This is a genomic window from Micromonospora sp. WMMD987 (assembly GCF_029581435.1).
GTDB classification, from domain to species: domain Bacteria; phylum Actinomycetota; class Actinomycetes; order Mycobacteriales; family Micromonosporaceae; genus Micromonospora; species Micromonospora rifamycinica.
In genome coordinates this window covers 3,315,637-3,331,388 of record NZ_CP120861.1, presented here as the reverse complement: position 1 = coordinate 3,331,388, position 15,752 = coordinate 3,315,637, and the positions used below count along the sequence as shown (strand labels likewise).

The 15,752-nt window shown below is 76.2% G+C and carries 11 protein-coding genes and 1 riboswitch; all 11 genes read right to left on the bottom strand.

Going from position 1 to position 15,752, the window contains the following annotated elements; all coding sequences use genetic code 11:
• Positions 1-9: 9 nt before the first annotated feature.
• Complete coding sequence (gene cbiE, locus O7612_RS13980; RefSeq protein ID WP_348774289.1) at positions 10-1,365, bottom strand: precorrin-6y C5,15-methyltransferase (decarboxylating) subunit CbiE; 1,356 nt, start codon at positions 1,363-1,365, stop codon at positions 10-12.
• Positions 1,362-2,513, bottom strand: a complete 1,152-nt coding sequence (locus tag O7612_RS13975) for a cobalt-precorrin-5B (C(1))-methyltransferase (RefSeq protein WP_282273664.1) — start codon at positions 2,511-2,513, stop codon at positions 1,362-1,364. Before O7612_RS13975 ends, cbiE begins: the two co-directional genes overlap by 4 nt.
• Entirely contained in the window at positions 2,510-3,340 is an 831-nt protein-coding gene (cobM, locus tag O7612_RS13970; RefSeq protein ID WP_282273663.1) for a precorrin-4 C(11)-methyltransferase, read from the bottom strand. Before cobM ends, O7612_RS13975 begins: the two co-directional genes overlap by 4 nt.
• A complete protein-coding gene (gene cobI, locus O7612_RS13965; RefSeq protein ID WP_282273906.1) occupies positions 3,337-4,122 on the bottom strand; it encodes a precorrin-2 C(20)-methyltransferase in 786 nt (261 codons plus the stop codon). The genes cobM and cobI overlap by 4 nt, the downstream gene beginning before the upstream one ends.
• A 110-nt stretch (positions 4,123-4,232) precedes the next feature.
• Positions 4,233-5,627, bottom strand: a complete 1,395-nt coding sequence (locus tag O7612_RS13960) for a cobyrinate a,c-diamide synthase (RefSeq protein ID WP_282273905.1) — start codon at positions 5,625-5,627, stop codon at positions 4,233-4,235.
• A gap of 71 nt (positions 5,628-5,698) precedes the next feature.
• On the bottom strand, positions 5,699-6,310 hold the full coding sequence (cobO, locus tag O7612_RS13955) for a cob(I)yrinic acid a,c-diamide adenosyltransferase (RefSeq protein ID WP_282273662.1): 612 nt from the start codon (positions 6,308-6,310) through the stop codon (positions 5,699-5,701).
• Positions 6,310-8,622: a VWA domain-containing protein gene (locus tag O7612_RS13950; protein WP_282273661.1), complete on the bottom strand. Its 2,313-nt coding sequence runs from the start codon at positions 8,620-8,622 to the stop codon at positions 6,310-6,312. The genes cobO and O7612_RS13950 overlap by 1 nt, the downstream gene beginning before the upstream one ends.
• 173 nt (positions 8,623-8,795) lie before the next feature.
• Positions 8,796-12,500: a cobaltochelatase subunit CobN gene (gene cobN, locus O7612_RS13945; protein WP_282273660.1), complete on the bottom strand. Its 3,705-nt coding sequence runs from the start codon at positions 12,498-12,500 to the stop codon at positions 8,796-8,798.
• Between the two features lie 307 nt (positions 12,501-12,807).
• A riboswitch (cobalamin riboswitch) is annotated at positions 12,808-12,937 on the bottom strand.
• Positions 12,938-13,102: 165 nt separating this feature from the next.
• Positions 13,103-13,438, bottom strand: coding sequence for a hypothetical protein (locus tag O7612_RS13940; protein ID WP_282273904.1), 336 nt, complete (start codon positions 13,436-13,438; stop codon positions 13,103-13,105).
• Between the two features lie 89 nt (positions 13,439-13,527).
• Complete coding sequence (locus tag O7612_RS13935; RefSeq protein ID WP_282273659.1) at positions 13,528-14,427, bottom strand: aldo/keto reductase; 900 nt, start codon at positions 14,425-14,427, stop codon at positions 13,528-13,530.
• Between the two features lie 73 nt (positions 14,428-14,500).
• A complete protein-coding gene (locus tag O7612_RS13930) occupies positions 14,501-15,724 on the bottom strand; it encodes an MFS transporter (RefSeq protein WP_282273658.1) in 1,224 nt (407 codons plus the stop codon).
• Positions 15,725-15,752: the final 28 nt, after the last annotated feature.

The following is a 15,752-nucleotide window of genomic DNA, read 5'->3' as shown; positions in this document are numbered from 1 at the left end:
CGGTGACGGTCACGGGCGCTCCCCGGTGAGGACGACCACCGGGTTGGTGGCCGCGAGTCGGATGGATCCGCCGGGCAGGTCGGCCAGGCGGGCGGCGGTGACCTGGCTGCCGGTGACCGTGTAGCCGGCGGCGCGCAGCAGGTGCACCGCCGGGGCGACCCGGTCCAGGGCGGCGAGGGTGACCACCACCCGGGCGGGGCGGCGGTCGGCGACGGCGGTCAGCACGGCGCTCCCCCCGCCCCCGACGAAGACGGCGTCGGGGGCGGGCAACCCGTGCAGGACGGCCGGGGCGTCACCGGTCACCACCCGCACGTCGACACCGTGCCGGGCGGCGTTGACCGCGATCGGCGCGGTGGGATCCCGCTCCACGGCGATCACCGCCGCACCGAGCAGCGCGCACTCGATGCCGACCGAGCCGCTGCCCGCGCCGACGTCCCAGACCAGCCGGCCGAGCCGGGGCCGCAGCCGGGCGACGGCCAGCGCCCGTACCTCGGCCTTCGTGATCATCGAGTCCCGGTGCCAGTACGCCGACTCGGGCAGCGCCCAGCCGTCGGGGGGCGCGGCGGCCGGCTGGTTGTCCGCCCGCACCGGCCCGACACCGGCCGGCGTCGCGGGATCTGTGCCGCGGTCGGCACCGGCCGGCGTCGCGGGGTCGGCGTCGCGGTCGGCACCGGCGGGGGTCGCCAGGCTGAGCAGGACGTGCGGCTCGGCCCAGGTACGCGTGGCGGCCTGCTCCGGGGTGGTCCAGGTGACCCGTTCGGCGGCGGTGCCGAGGTGTTCGGCCACCACCAGGCGGCGGGACCAGCCGGCCAGCCCGGCCCCGATCTCGGTGGCGCCGGCACCCGGCGCGGTGAGCACGGCGACGGCCGGTAGCGCCCGGCAGGCGTGCAGGGCCGGACCCAGGTCCCGGCCGTGGGCGGTGACCACCACCGCGCCGTCCCAGTCGAGCCCGGCGCGGGCGAACGCGGCGGCCACGCTGGACACCGCCGGCAGCACCCGCACCGGCAGCCCGGCGGCGCGCAGCCGGCGTACCACGCCGAAGAAGCCGGGATCACCGCTGGCCAGCACGACGGTCCGGAGCCCGGCGGCGTGGGCGGCGGTGAGCCGGTCCAGCGCGGGGGCGAGCGGTCCGAGGACGACGGTCTCGACGTCGGGCGGCACCGGCACGGCGGCCAGGTGCCGGGCCGCCCCGACCACCAACCCGGCCCCGGCCAGGGCGGCGAGCGCCGCCGGTGGCGACGGCCGACCGGCCGCGTCGACCCCCAGCACCAGCACCGGCACCGGCACCGGACCGTCCGCCGGTGCGGAGCGCGCCGCACCGTCCGCCGCCGGATCCCGGCCGGTCGCCACATCCCGGCCGGTCATGCCGGCCACCGGCCGGAGGAGGCCACCAGCAGGTCGCCGGTGAAGTCGACCATCGCCACGTCGACGGTGAGCGTCGGCCCGGCGAAGCGGCGCAGCACCTGCCGGACCCGGCCACAGAGCAGGTCACCGGCGGGACGCAGCAGACCGGCGGCCTCCCACAGCTCGTAGGCGTGCCGTCCGGTGTTCGCCGCGACCACCGCCGCCACCAGGTCGGCGTCGCCGCCGACCTCGGCGGTGACCGCGCCGAGCAGCGACAGGTCCACCTTCGACCGGGTGTAGTGGGTCATCAGGATGCCGGCGGCGAGTTTCGCCAGCTTGCCGGCCATCCCGACGAAGACCACCCCGGTCATCGCGTCGCCGACGGCGGCGGTGACGGCCGCGCCGGTGAAGTCGCCGACCTCGACGAAGCACACCTCGGGCAGCTCCGGCAGCAGGGCGCGGGCGGCCCGTTCGGTGCGTCCGCCGGTGCACAGCACCACCGTCCGCTGGCCCTGGGCGGCCATCACGTGCACCGCCTGCACCACGCTGGCCCGCCAGGAGGCGGTGGAGAACGGCCGGACGATGCCGGTGGTGCCGAGGATCGAGATGCCGCCGACGATGCCGAGTCGCCGGTTGGTGGTCTTGCGGGCCATCACCTCGCCGTCCGGCACGCTGATCACCACCCGGACCCCCACCTCGGTCAGGTCGACCACCTCGGCGACGGCCTGACCGATCATCCGGCGGGGCGTGTCGTTGATGGCCGGTCCACCCACGGCGAGGCCGAGCCCGGGTCGGGTGACGGTGCCCACGCCCGGGCCGCCGGCCAGGTCCAGGCCGGGTCGGGGCCGCCAGTCGACGGTGGCGGTGAGGTGTGCGCCGTGGGTGACGTCCGGGTCGTCACCGGCGTCCTTGACCACCACCGCCTCCGCCCGCGGCTGCGGCGACCGGGTCAGCTCGCACCGGGCGACCGGGAAGGCCACCCGCCGCCCCGCGGGCAGCCCGATCTCCACCTCCCGCTGGGGCACGCCGGTGACCAGTGCGGTCACCGCCGCCTTCGCCGCCGCCGTCGCGCACGCGCCGGTGGTCCAGCCGGTACGCAGCGCGACCGGCCGGACCTTCGCGGTCCGCGGCAGGTCCGGCTCCCGCAGCGGCGGCTCGGGGTACGTCACGGTGCCGCGTCCTGCGTTCCGGCGGCCCGGGACCGGCGCAGCTCGGCGCGGGCGGTCGGCTCGGCCCGGCGGAAGGTGTGGAAGTGTCCGGGGTGGTAGAGGTGTGAGCGGGTGCCGCTCGCGGCGAGCGCCGGCCCGACCAGGAACAGGGTGTGCTTCCACAGCCGGTGTTCCTTGACGGTGGCCGCCAGGTCGCCGAGCGCGCACCGCACCACCAGCTCGTCCGGCCAGGTCGCCTGGTAGGCCACCACGACCGGGGTGTCCGCCGGGTAACCCCCGGCCAGCAGTTCCGTCTGGGCCTGCCCGGCGCGGGCGGCGGACAGGAACAGCGCCATGGTGGTGCCGTGCCGGGCGAAGTCGCGGACCCGCTCCCCCGCCGGCATCGGCGTCTTGCCCCCCTCCAGCCGGGTGAGGATCACCGACTGGGCCACCTCGGGGATGGTCAGCTCCCGGCCGACGATCGCGGCGACGGCGGTGAACGAGGACACCCCGGGGACGATCTCCACGGCCAGGTCGAGTGCCCGGCACAGGTCGAGCTGTTCCTGCACGGCACCCCAGAGCGCCGGGTCGCCGGAGTGGATCCGGGCCACGGTGAGCCGCTCGGCGGCGGCCCGCCGGTACAGCGGCAGCACCCCCTCGATCGGCAGCTGCGACGAGTCGACGATCTCGGCGTCGGGGCGGGCGTGGGCCAGCACGTCGGCGTGCACCAGGCTGGCCGCCCAGACCACCACGTCGGCGGCGGCGATCACCCGGGCGGCGCGCAGGGTGAGCAGGTCGGCCGCGCCGGGACCGGCCCCCACGAACCACACCTTTCCGGTGGGCGTCACAGTTTTCCTCCCCGCCCGTCCCGGCGGGCCGGGACCAGCAGCGTCGACAGGTACGGCAGGTCGTCGTCGGCGGCTGCGACCGGCCCGATCCACTCACCGGGCAGGCCGAGTGCCCGACCGAGCACCGCGTCGTCGAGCCGGTCGTGCCGGCGCAGCTCGTCGACGAGGTCCCGGTGCCGACGCCAGCCCTTGTAGACCACGACGGTGCCGGGACCGGCGAGGGCGTCGGCGACCAGCTCCGGGCCGGCGGTGGCGGGCAGCAGGGTCAGCGGCTCCCGCCCCTGGCAGAGCGGGACGCCGCTGCGGGCGGCCAGCTCCTGCATGGCGGTGACGCCGGGCACGGTCCGGACCCGTACCGCCGGGAGCAGCGCGCGGACGCCGTCGGCCAGGTAGGTGAAGGTGGAGTAGACGTTGGGGTCGCCGATGGTGGCGAAGGCGACCGACCGCGCCCCGGCGTCGATCGCGTCGACCACGGCACGGGCGGCGGCGTCCCAGGCACGTTCCCGGCGCGCGGTCACCCCGCCCCGGTCGTCGAGGGCGAACGGCAGCCGGCGCAGCCGGTCCGCCGGCACGTGGGCGCGGACCGTCGTCTCGGCCCGGCCGGGCGGCGTGGCCGGGTCCGTCGCCAGCCGGTCCAGCACCGGTACGACCACCAGGTCGGCCTCGGCCAGCACCCGCACCGCCCTGAGGGTGAGCAGTTCCGGGTCACCCGGCCCGACCCCCACCCCGGTCAGCGTGGCGGTCCGCGGCGGGCTCCCCGCCTCGGCGGTGTCGGCGGACAGCCGACCCGCCCCGGCGGCATCGGCGGACAGCCGACCCGCCCCGGCGGCATCGGCGGACAGCCGACCCGCCCCGGCGGCATCGGCGGAGAGGCGACCCGCCCCGGCGGCGGTCACCGGGCCGCCGCCTCGACCAGCCGGCGAGCGGCCCGGGGGTGACCCGCCCAGTGGGTGTGCAGGTAGGAGGCGTGCACCTGGCCGGTGACGAAACCGTGGCCGGTGCCGTCCCAGCGCCAGGCGGGCCGGTCGCCGTGCCCGGGGTCGGTGACGGTGCGGTGGAACTCGTGGCCGCGTACCGGCTCACCGGCCGGATGGACCGGGGAATCGGTGGCGGCGACCGCGTCGCGGTAGCCGAGGGTGAGCCGGCCGGTCATCCGGGCCTGGTGGTCGAGCCGGCCGCACATCGGCACCCCGTCCAGGGAGCGGCCGAGGTAGAGCAGCCCGGCGCACTCGGCGACCACCGGCCCGGCGAAGCCGGCCAGCTCGGCGCGGAGCCCGGTGTTGGCGCTCAACGCCTCGACGTGCACCTCGGGGAAGCCGCCACCGATCACCACCGCCCGGGTGCCGGCGGGCAGGGCCGGATCCCGCAGCGGGTCGAACGGGGCCACCGTCGCCCCGGCCGCGGTGAGCAGTTCGGCGGTCTCGGCGTACGAGAAGGTGAAGGCCGCTCCGGCGGCGACCGCGACGACCGGACGGTCCCCGCCGGCCGGGCCGCCGACGGCCGTCGCCGGATCCCAGGCGTCCACGGTCAACGGGGGCGCGCTACGGGCCAGGGCGAGCACCGCGTCGAGGTCGACGGTGGCCTCGACGAGCCCGGCGAGCGCCTCGACGACGGCCAGCGACTCCGGTGCCCGTTCGGCGACCGGCACCAGCCCCAGGTGCCGCGCCGGCGCGGCCACCTCGACGGCCCGGGTGACCGCCCCCAGCACCGGTACGGCCACCTCGGCCAGCGCGTCGCGCAGCAGGGTCTCGTGCCGGGGCGAGCCGACCCGGTTGAGGATCACCCCACCGATGCGGACGGCCGGGTCGAAGGCACGCATGCCGAGCACCAGCGCGGCGGCCGACCGCCCCTGCGCGGTGGTGTCCAGGACCAGCAGCACGGGCGCGTCGACCAGCGTGGCGACGTGGGCGGTGGAGGCGTACCCGGCCCGGCCGACCGCCCCGTCGTGCAGCCCCATCACCCCTTCGACCACGGCGACGTCGGCGGGGACGGGGACGCTCGCCCCGTGCCGCAGCAGCGGCGCGACCAGCTCCTCCCCGACCAGCCACGGGTCCAGGTTGCGGCCGGGGCGACCGGCGGCGAGCGCGTGGTACCCGGGGTCGATGTAGTCGGGACCGACCTTGTGCGGGCTGACCGCGAGACCCCGACGACGCAGCGCGGCGAGCAGACCGGTGGTCACCGTGGTCTTGCCGTGCCCACTGGCCGGGGCGGCCACCACCAGCCGGGGCAGCGCCCACGGCCCACCCGGCGGGCCGGGTGCGGCCGACGGCTCCGGTACGGCCGACACGGGGGTGCCCGGATGACCGGCCGGCGCATTGCCGGGCCGGCGACGCCGGTCGGTCCGGCGGGTCGGTCCGCTCACCACTCGATGCCCTTCTGGCCCTTCTGGCCGGCGTCCATCGGGTGCTTGACCTTGGTCAGCTCGGCGACCAGGTCGGCCGCCTCGACCAGTCGCGGGTCGGCGTCCCGGCCGGTGATCACCACGTGCTGGAAGCCGGGTCGGCGGGTGAGGGTGTCGACCACCTCGTCGACGTCCACCCAGCCCCACTTCATCGGATAGGTGAACTCGTCCAGGACGTACAGACCGTAGCGTTCCGCGGCCAGATCGCGCTGGATCTGCCGCCAGCCCTCCAGGGCGTCGGCGGCGTGGTCGGCCTCGCCGCCACGCTGGATCCAGGACCAGCCCTCGCCCATCTTGTGCCAGGCGACCGGGGCGCCCTGCCCGGTGTCGGCGTGCACCTGCCCCAGGGCACGGAAGGCGTTCTCCTCACCGACCCGCCACTTGGCGCTCTTGACGAACTGGAACACCCCGATCGGCAGCCCGGCCGTCCAGGCCCGCAGCGCCAGGCCGAAGGCGGCCGTCGACTTCCCCTTCATCTGTCCGGTGTGGACGATGGTCAGCGGGCGGTGCCGCCGCTGCCGGGTGGTCAACCCGTCGGCGGGGACGTGCTCCGGTTTTCCCTGTGGCATCAGCGCACCCTCCGGGGTGGTCCGACGGTGGCGAGCCCGGCCAGCGGGTCGGCGGCCACCGTGTCGAGGTGGTGATGGGCCGCGCCGAGCTGGCCGGCGAGCCGGCGGGCCAGGTGCAGCCGGACCGGGCCGGACTCGCAGTCGACCACCACGCACGGCGCACCGGTGGCGGCCAGGACGGCCGCCGCCCGCGCCGCCCGCTCCAGCGGCCGGGTGCCGGCGGTGGCCCGGCCGTCGGTGACCACCAGCACCAGCGGACGCCGCCGCGGATCCCGCAGCCGCTGCACCCGCAGCAGGTCGGCGGCGGCGAGCAGCCCCTCCGCCAGCGGGGTACGCCCGCCGGTGGGCAGCTCGGCCAGTCGCGCCGACGCGGCCAGCACCGAGGAGGTGGCCGGCAGCACCACCTGTGCGCCCGCACCCCGGAAGGCGACCACCGCCACCGTGTCCCGACGCTGGTAGGCGTCGGTGAGCAGGGCCAGCACCGCGCCCTTCACCGCCGACATCCGCTGCCGCGCCCCCATCGACCCGCTGGCATCGACCACGAACAGCACCAGGTTGCCCTCACGGCCCTCCCGGACCGCCTCCCGCAGGTCGTCGGGGCGCACCAGCAGCCGGCCGCCGCACCGGCCCCGCCCGGCCTGGTGGGGGGCGGCGGCGCGCAGGGTCGCCGGCAGGTGCACCGCGGCGGGCCGACCGGCCGGCACCCGCGCGCCGGTGGTCCGCCCGCGCCCGGTCCGGGCCCGCGACCGCCGGCCGGGCACCCCGTCGCCCACCCCCGGCGCGGTGAACAACCGGGCCGTCATCCCCCGCTGGGGTACGGCCACCGAGGACCCACCCGCCGCCGGCTCACCGGCGTCCGCGCCGCCCGGCCGACCGGGCCGCCCCGCACCGCCCTCGGACCGGTCGGACCCGGCCCCGGCCGGACCCGACCACCCGTCGGTCGGGGAGTCGTCGCCCCGGCCCGGCCGACGCTCGTCGGGGTGGCCCGCCCGACGGTCGCGGAGATCCCGGTCATGGGTCGACCGGTCCTCGGCGGGACGGTCGTCGGCGGCGTCCGTCGGTCCGCCCCGGTGGTCACCGTCGGCGTGCGGCCCGTCGGCTCCGGGGTACGGCCGGTCCGCACCGGGTCCACCCGGGCCGGTCCCGCCGGCCGACGGTCCACCCGGGCCGGAACCGTCCGGTCCGTCGGAGGGGCCGTCCGGAGCGGACGGGCCGGCGTCGGGCGGGTCGTCGGGGTGCTCGTCGCGGGCCCGCTGCAACGCCTCGTCGAGGCGCTTCTCGTCCAGGCCCGGGGTGTCGAACGGGTCGCGGCGACGGCGGTGCGGCAGGGCGAGCCGGGCGGCGACCCGCACGTCGTCGGCGGTCACCCGGTCCCGGCCCTGCCAGGCGGCGTGCGCCACGGCGGTGCGGGCGGTGACGATGTCGGCACGCATCCCGTCCACGTCGAACGCGGCACAGACCTCGGCGATCTGCCGTAGCGCGGCGTCGGGCAGCAGCACCCCGTCGAGCCGGCCCCGGGCGGTGGCGACCCGGGCGGCCACCTCGGCGTCGGCGGCGGCCCACCGGGCGGCGAACCCGGCCGGATCGGCGTCGGCGGCGAGCCGGCGGCGCACCACCTCCACCCGGACGGCCGGATCACGGCTGGCCGCCACCTCGACGGTGAGCCCGAACCGGTCGAGCAACTGCGGACGCAGCTCCCCCTCCTCCGGGTTCATCGTGCCGACCAGCAGGAAGCGGGCGGCATGGCTGACCGAGACCCCTTCCCGCTCGACGTGGCAGCGGCCCATCGCGGCGGCGTCCAGGAGCAGGTCGACCAGATGGTCGTGGAGCAGGTTCACCTCGTCGACGTAGAGCACCCCCCGGTGCGCGGCGGCGAGCAGGCCCGGCTCGAAGGCACGTACCCCCTCGGCGAGGGCCTTCTCCAGGTCGAGCGAGCCGACCACCCGGTCCTCGGCGGCGCCGACCGGCAGTTCCACCAACCGGGCCGGCCGCCGCTCGACCGGCCCGGCCGCCGGGTGCGGGCCGTCCGGGCAGGTCGGATCGGGGGCGGCCGGGTCGCAGCCGAACCGGCAGCCGGCGACCCGGTCCACCGGCGGGAGCAGCGCGGCCAGGGCGCGCACGGCGGTCGACTTGGCGGTCCCCTTCTCGCCCCGGACGAGTACCCCGCCGATCGCCGGGCTGACCGCGTTGAGCAGCAGTGCCAGCCGCATGTCGTCCATCCCCAGCACGGCCGAGAACGGAAACCCGCTCACTGTGCTGCCCTCCGTTCGCGACTGCGGGGCTCGCAAACCCGGCTCACTCCTCGCGCTCACCGTGGTCCTTCCGTTCGCGACTGCGGGGCTCGCAAACCCGGCTCACTCCTCGCGCTCACCGGACCCCCCTCGCTCGCGACTGCGGGGCTCGCAAACCCGGCTCACTCCTCGCGCTCACCGTGGTCCTTCCGTTCGCGACTGCGGGGCTCGCAGACCCGGCTCACTCCTCGCGCTCACTGTCGCTCCTCCAGGTCGCCCTCGGTGGCCAGGTACGTCTCGCGGAGACGGTCCAGGGTGACGGGTTCGGGTGCGGTCCACAGGCCCCGGTCGGCGGCTTCCAGGAGCCGTTCGGTGATGCCGCGCAGCGCCCACGGGTTCGACCGTTCCAGGAACTCCCGGGTCGGCTCGTCGAACAGGTACGCCTCGGCGAGCTTCTCGTACATCCAGTCGTCGACGACACCGGCGGTGGCGTCGTAGCCGAACAGGTAGTCCACGGTGGCGGCCAGCTCGAACGCGCCCTTGTAGCCGTGCCGGCGCATCGCGGTGATCCACTTCGGGTTGACCACCCGGGCCCGGAACACCCGGCGGGTCTCCTCGCCGAGGGTGCGGGTGCGTACGTCGTGCGGCATCGCCGAGTCACCCACGTAGGCGGCCGGCGCGGCCCCGGTCAGGTGCCGGACCATCGCCACCATCCCGCCGTGGTACTGGAAGTAGTCGTCGGAGTCGACGATGTCGTGCTCGCGGGTGTCCTGGTTCTTCGCCGCCACCGCGATCCGGGCGAAGGAACGCTCCATGTCGGCCCGCGCCTCCCGCCCGTCCAGGCCCCGGCCGTAGGCGTAGCCGCCCCAGACGGCGTACACCTCGGCCAGGTCGGCGTCGGTACGCCAGTTCCGGGCGTCGATCAGCGGCAGCAGCCCCGCCCCGTACGCCCCCGGCTTGGAGCCGAAGATCCGGGCGGTGGCCCGCCGCTCGTCGCCGTGGGTGGCGAGGTCGGCGGCCACGTGCGCCCGCAGGTAGTTCTCCTCGGCCGGCTCGTCGAGGGCGGCGACCAGCCGGACCGCGTCGTCGAGCAGGGCGACGACGTGCGGGAACGCGTCCCGGAAGAAGCCGGAGATGCGGACCGTCACGTCGACCCGGGGCCGGCCCAGCTCCGCGGTCGGCACCACCTCGACGCCGGTGACCCGCCGCGACCGGTCGTCCCACACCGGCCGGCAGCCGAGCAGGGCCAGCACCTCGGCGATGTCGTCGCCCTGGGTCCGCATGGCGCTGGTGCCCCACACCGTCAGCCCGACCGACCGCGGGTACTCCCCGGTGTCGGCGAGGTAGCGGGCGAGCAGCGAGTCGGCCAGCGCCACCCCGACGTCCCAGGCGTTGCGGCTGGGGATCGCCTTCGGGTCGACGGAGTAGAAGTTGCGGCCGGTGGGCAGCACGTTGACCAGGCCCCGGGTCGGCGACCCGGACGGCCCCGGCGGCACGAACCGGCCGGCGAGCGCACCGAGGGTGTGGGTGATCTCGTCGGTGGTGCGGTCCAGCCGGGGCACCACCTCCCGGGCGGCGAAACGCAGCACCGCGACGGCGTCGGGGCAGTCGGCACCGGTCACCTCGGCGACCACCGCGTCGGCGCGGACGGGATCCCAGCCGAGGGTCTCCATGCCGAGCACGAGCCGGCGGGCCAGTGCCTCGATCAGGTCCACGGCGTCGGCGGCGGTGACCGCCGGCCCGTCCACGACGTCGGTCAGCGCCGCCGGCACCGCCACCCGCGCCCCGGGCTCGGCGAGCAGCACCTGCTCGTCCAGGCCGTAGCCGGCGGCGAGGGCCTGCCGCAGGCCGGGCAGGGTACGGCTGCCGCCCCACACCTGGGGGGCGCGCAACACGGCCAGGACGAGGTTGACCCGGGCCTCCCCGGTGGGCACCTCGGCCAGGACGTGCAGTCCGTCGCGGATCTGCACGTCCTTGACCTCGCACAGGTAGCCGTCGAGGTGCAGCACGAAGTCGTCGAAGTCGTCGGCGGCGGGCATCGCCTCGGTGTGCAGGTCGTGGTGCAGTTCGGCGGCGCGCACCAGCTCCCAGATCTGCCCCCGGACCACCGGCACCTTCGCCGGGTCGAGCGCCTGCACGGTGGCGTACTCGTCCAGGAGCTGTTCGAGTTTCGCCAGGTCGCCGTAGGTCTCGGCGCGGGCCATCGGGGGCACCAGGTGGTCGACGACGACGGCGTGCGCCCGCCGCTTGGCCTGGGTGCCCTCGCCGGGGTCGTTGACGATGAACGGGTAGACCAGCGGCAGGTCGCCGAGCACGGCGTCGGGGGCGCAGTCGGCGGCCAGCCCGAGGCCCTTGCCGGGCAGCCATTCCAGGGTGCCGTGCTTGCCGAGGTGCACCACGGCGTCCGCGCCGAAGCCGCCGTCGTCGACGGGTGCGGCCAGCCACCGGTACGCGGCCAGGTAGTGGTGGCTGGGCGGCAGGTCGGGGTCGTGGTAGATGGCGATCGGGTTCTCGCCGAAGCCGCGTGGCGGCTGGATCAGCAGGGTGACGTTGCCGAACCGCAGCCCGGCCAGGACGATGTCACCGCCGTCGGTGTAGAGCCCGCCGGGTGGCTCGCCCCAGTGTTCCCGCATCCGGTCCCGCAGGTCGGCCGGCACCTGGTCGAACCAGCGCCGGTAGGTCTCCCCGGGCACCCGGGCCTCGGCGGCGGACAACTGTTCCGGGGTGAGCCACTCGACGTCGTGGCCACCGGCGGCGATCAGCGCGTGGATCAGCGCGTCGCCGTCGGTGGGCGGTGGCGCGTCGCCGAGGTGGTAGCCGGCGGCGGCGAGGGCGGCGAGCAGCCGTACCGCCGAGGCCGGGGTGTCCAGCCCGACGGCGTTGCCGACCCGGGAGTGTTTCGTCGGGTAGGAGCTGAGCACGACCGCCAGCCGCCGGTCGGCGGGCCGCAGGTGCCGCAGCCGGGCCTGCCGGACGGCGATCCCGGCGACCCGGGCGGCCCGCTCGGCGTCGGCTGCGTAGACCGACAGCCCGTCGGCGTCTATCCGTTTGAACGAGAACGGCACGGTGACGATCCGGCCGTCGAACTCGGGGATGGCCACCTGCATCGCCGCGTCCAGCGGGGAGAGCCCGGCGTCGCTGCCGGCCCACTGCTCGCGGGTGCTGGTCAGACAGAGCGCCTGGATCACCGGTACGTCGAGGGCGGCCAGCGCGCCGACGTCCCAGGCGTCCTCGTCACCACCGCCGGAGGCGTCGGCGGCGACCGTCCCCCCGGCGGCGAGAACGGTGACGACGAGGGCGTCGCAGCGGGCGAAGAGTTCCAGCGGCCCGTCGCCGGGGGTGAGTCCGCGCAGCGAGCCGCAGAAGATCGGCAGCGGGTGCCCACCGGCCGCGTCGACCGCGTCCGCGAGGGTCTCGACGAAACCGGTGTTGCCGGCCAGCGCGTGCGCCCGGTAGAACACGATCCCCACCGTGGGCCGCCCGTCGCCGTCCGGCGGCCCCCCGGTCCCGGTGTCCGGGCGGGGCGTCGGGCGGCGGTCGAGGATGCCGTACGGCGGGGTGGGGGTGGGCGGGTCGAAGCCCTCACCGGTCAGCAGGATCGTGTCGCCGAGGAACCGGGCCAGCTGGGCGAGGTTCTCCGCACCCCCTTCGACCAGGTAGGACAGGGCTTCGGTGGCCACCCCGGAGGGCACCGTGGACGCCGCCATCAGCTCCGCGTCGGGCACCGCCTCGCCACCGAGCACGATCGTGGGCACGCCGGAGCCGAGCACCGCGGCGAGGCCGTCCGGCCACGTCTGCCGGCCACCGAGCAGTCGTACGACGGCCAGGTCCACGCCGTCGAGCAGGGCCGGTACGGCGTCCCGCTCGACCCGGGTGGGGTTGGCGAGCCGGTAGTCGGCGGCGCTGGCGCGGGCGGCGAGCAGGTCGGTGTCGGCGGTGGACAGCAGCAGGATGCGCACGTGCGGCTCCGGAGAGTGACGGCCGGCTCGACCACGGGGCCGGGCCGGTCGGGGCGGGAGGGAGGCCGGTCAGCGGCGACGGGGGTACCGACCACCCCGCCGGACGGCAGGGTGGTCGGACCGGGCGTCAGCGGTGTCCGGCAGGCCAACCGACCCGGCGACGGCCGGCGGTGGGAACGGTGCCGGCACGCGGCGGCACACGCTCGGCGATGCTGCGGGGATCACCGGCCGTCATCGGGCCGGTGGCGACGCTGCGCGTCATCGGTTCCTCCTCGGGTGTCCACGCCCTGGGGTTCTCCGACGGCCGAAGTATCCTGGCTCCCGGATCGACGCTCACCCCCGGCCTTCCAACCGCACACGCACGGTCGTGACCCACGAGGGGGGATCGCTCCCCGGTGACAGTGGCGGGACCGCGTCGGAATCGCACCGACTTCCTTCACTGCCGTCAGGCCGCGAATGCTGCCACACTCCTTACCCCGGGTCAACGGCGGCGGCCGGCCCGGCGGCGCACCCGGCGACCCGGTGACGAGGCCGAACAGCACCGGACCGCCGCAGCCGCGCCTCTGGCGGCACATGGCTGCGGCGGTCGGTGGGCGCGGCGGTCAGCGGGCGCGGCGCTCGGGGTGGAGCCGGTTCCAGGCGCGCATCCGTTCCGGATAACCGATCTTCGCCGCCTCGTACAGCGGCACCGCGTGCCGGTGGGCCAGCTTCGCCGCCGCCCGCGGGGAGCCGGCACGGCGGCGGATCCACTCCCCGTCGTGCGCGATCGCCACCACGGTGGTGTCGGTGGCGGTGGTCTCGGGTTCCAGATAGAACTCCACTCCACGGTGGGTGGTCACGAAGTCCGTCAACGCGGTCAGGTCCTCCCGGGTGGCCTCCCGGTCGAGCCTGGTCGGGATGCTCTCGGCGACCCAGGGCCGCCGGTGGATCCAGCCCATCTGCCCGCTCCTCTCCTCGGCGTCCCTCCAGTGCAGCATCCCTACCTGGTAGGACACTGCGAACTCGGTGACAGTCTGCTGCGAACCCCTCACGACCGGTCGAGGGCGGTCAGGTCGTCGGGGCTGAGCCGCAGCGCGCCGGCGGCGACGTTCTCGACCAGGTGGGCCGGATCCCCGGTGCCGGGGATGGCCAGCACGTGCGGACCCTGGTGCAGGATCCAGGCGAGCCGTACCTGCTGCGGGGTGGCGTGGTGGGCGCGGGCGACGGTGAGGACCGCCGGGGCGTGGTCGGTGCGCGCCCCGCCCTCCCGGTTGGTCCCGGCCAACGCGAAGTACGGCACGTAGGCGATCCCCCGGGCGGCGCACTCGCGGATCAGGGCGTCCTGGTCTCCACGGTTGTCCAGGGCGTAGTTGTTCTGCACGCAGACCACCGGGGCGATGCCCTGCGCCTCGTCGAGGTGGTCGAGGCGGGCGTTGGACAGGCCCAGGTGCCGGATCAGTCCGGCGTCGCGCATCTCGGCCAGCGCGCCGAAGCGTTCAGCCACGGAGTCCGGGGGCGGGCGCTTGACGATCCGCAGGTTGACCAGGTCGAGGTGGTCGCGGCCCAGGCGACGCAGGTTCTCCTCCACCTGGGCGCGCAGCTGCGCCGGGCCGGCCTCCTCATGCACGCCGAGGGCCGGGTCGTACCGGATGCCCACCTTGGTGGCGACGACCAGGTGTTCCGGGTACGGGGCGAGCGCGGCGCGGATCAGCTCGGTGGCGTACCGGGCGGGGCCGGTGCCGACCCGCAGCGTGCCGCCCGGCGAGACGTAGAAGGCGGCGGTGTCGAGGTGGTCGACCCCCAGGTCGACGGCCTGGCGCAGCAGGCGCACCGCCCGGTCCCGGTCGGGGTGCACGGTGATCCGCATGGTGCCGAACCCCAGTCGGTGCACGGTGCGGTCACCCAGGGTCCAGCGGTCCGCCGCTGCGGCGGTGATCTCGGTCGGCATCCGGCGACCCTAGCCAGCACCGGCCGCCCGGGTGATCGGGCGCGCAGCCGATACCGGTGACGGTCGGTGACTGCTAGCTTTTTACTGTCGGCGCGGTGGGCTTCGGTCCGGCCGGCGGGCGGGTCGCCGGCACCAGGGCCAGCGTCGGGAGCAGCAGCACCGGCACCACCAGCAGGGCGTGCAGGATGCCGACCCGGTCCCCCAGCAGACCCAGCAGCGGCGGACTGGCCAGGAACGACGTGTAGCCGATCACCGCGACGACGCTGACCCGGGCGGGAGCCCGGTCCTCGTCGTCGGCGGCGGCGCTCATCCCGACCGGGAAGCCGAGGGACGCGCCGAGTCCCCAGAGGACCACCCCGACCACGGCGAGCGGGCCGGAACCGGCCAGCACCGCCAGCAGCGAGCCGGCGGCGGCGAGCAGGATCGTGCCGACCAGCACCGGCACCCGGCCCCACCGGTCGATGGCCACGGTGCCGGCGGTCCGACCGATGGTCATACCGGCGACGAAAACCCCGAAGACGGCGGCGCCGGCGGCCTCGCTGGCCCCGTAGCCGTCGACGAAGGCGACCGCCAGCCAGTCGTTCGCGCTGCCCTCGGTGAACGCCATCACCAGCACCAGCGCGCCGATGAGCAGGGTGCGCGGTTCCCGCCAGGCCGCGAGCAGGCCGCCGCGACGGGTCGACCCGCCCTCGGCGTGCGCGGCGGGCAGGAACAGCCGGGCACCGAGCAGGGTGCCGCCGAGGACCAGCGCCGCCAGCACCGCGAGATGGACGCTGATCGGCACACCGAGCCGGGCCGCGCCGGCACCGAGGCCCGCGCCGGCCACCGAGCCGAGACTCCAGGCGGCGTGGAACCGGGGCAGGATCGTACGGCCCAGGCGCTTCTCCACCGCCGCGCCCTCGACGTTCATCGCCACGTCGCAGGTGCCGGAGCCGTAGCCGAGGGCGAACAGGCCGACCGCGACGCCGGGCAGCGAACCGAGCGGGCCGGCGGCCAGGCCCACCCCGGCCAGCCCGGCCGCCACCAGCACCGTCGAGCCGACCACGGTGCGGGCGGGGCCGAACCGCTGGGTCACCAGGCCGGCGCTGGTCAGCGCCAGCACCGCGCCGCCGGACATGGCCAGCAGCAGCAGACCGAGCCGGCCGGCGCTGAGACCGAGCGCCTCCCGGACGGCGGGAACCCGGGCGAACCAGGTGGCCACGGCGAGCCCGTTGAGGGCGAAGACCACGGTGACGCCGTTGCGGGCGGCCAGCACCGCCGCGGGTACGGCGCTGTGGGGTGGGCTGGTTACGCTCACGACGGTGCGGTCCTTCCGGGTATGACGG

Bases quoted from the DNA above. Each gene is read 5' to 3' on its own strand.
- cbiE (WP_348774289.1), bottom strand. From the start codon at position 1,365: ATGACCGGCCGGGATGTGGCGACCGGCCGGGATCCGGCGGCGGACGGT.
- cobO (WP_282273662.1), bottom strand. From the start codon at position 6,310: ATGCCACAGGGAAAACCGGAGCACGTCCCCGCCGACGGGTTGACCACC.
- O7612_RS13940 (WP_282273904.1), bottom strand. From the start codon at position 13,438: ATGGGCTGGATCCACCGGCGGCCCTGGGTCGCCGAGAGCATCCCGACC.
- O7612_RS13935 (WP_282273659.1), bottom strand. From the start codon at position 14,427: ATGCCGACCGAGATCACCGCCGCAGCGGCGGACCGCTGGACCCTGGGT.